Raw genomic sequence first — 580 nt, forward strand, 5'->3', positions numbered from 1 at the left:
GATCGAGCATATCGAATATCTGCGCGAGACCGGGTCCGAAGGGATCGAGATGGTCATGTGGCTGATCATGCGCGGGGCGCTGGGCGACAAGGTCCGGCCGTTGCACCGCCATTATCATGTTCCCGCTTCCAACACCGCGGTCGGGCACCTCGTGCTCGAACCCGCCCGCTAACCTGTCCTAGGAGAATAGCATGCGTATTGCCCTCGCCGGTGCCGGCGCCTTTGGCGAAAAGCATCTTGATGGCCTCAAGAATATCGACGGCGTCACCGTCACCTCGATCATCGGCCGCGAACTGGAGGCGACGAAGAAGGTCGCCGAGAAATATGGCATCGGCCATGTGACGACCGACCTCAACGAGACGCTGGCGCGCGACGATGTCGATGCGGTGATCCTGTGTACGCCGACCCAGATGCACGCGGAACAGGCGATCGCCTGCATGAACGCGGGTAAGCATGTCGAGGTGGAAATCCCGCTGGCCGACAGCTGGGCCGATGCGCAGGCGGTGCTGGCCAAGCAGAAGGAAACCGGCCTTGTCTGCATGGTCGGCCATACCCGCCGCTTCAACCCGTCGCACCAGTT

Annotated in this window: 2 protein-coding genes; both read left to right on the plus strand. The window is 62.2% G+C overall.

All coding sequences use genetic code 11. The features are described 5' to 3' along the window. On the plus strand, nt 1-172 hold a 172-nt coding region (locus tag JQK15_RS26585; RefSeq protein WP_502956888.1), incomplete at its 5' end, for a DODA-type extradiol aromatic ring-opening family dioxygenase. A 19-nt stretch (nt 173-191) separates the two neighbouring features. After that, the coding region (locus JQK15_RS26590; RefSeq protein ID WP_214869678.1) for a Gfo/Idh/MocA family protein at nt 192-580 on the plus strand (389 nt) is incomplete at its 3' end.

Source organism: Sphingobium sp. BHU LFT2 (assembly GCF_018604485.1).
Lineage (GTDB): Bacteria > Pseudomonadota > Alphaproteobacteria > Sphingomonadales > Sphingomonadaceae > Sphingobium > Sphingobium yanoikuyae_A.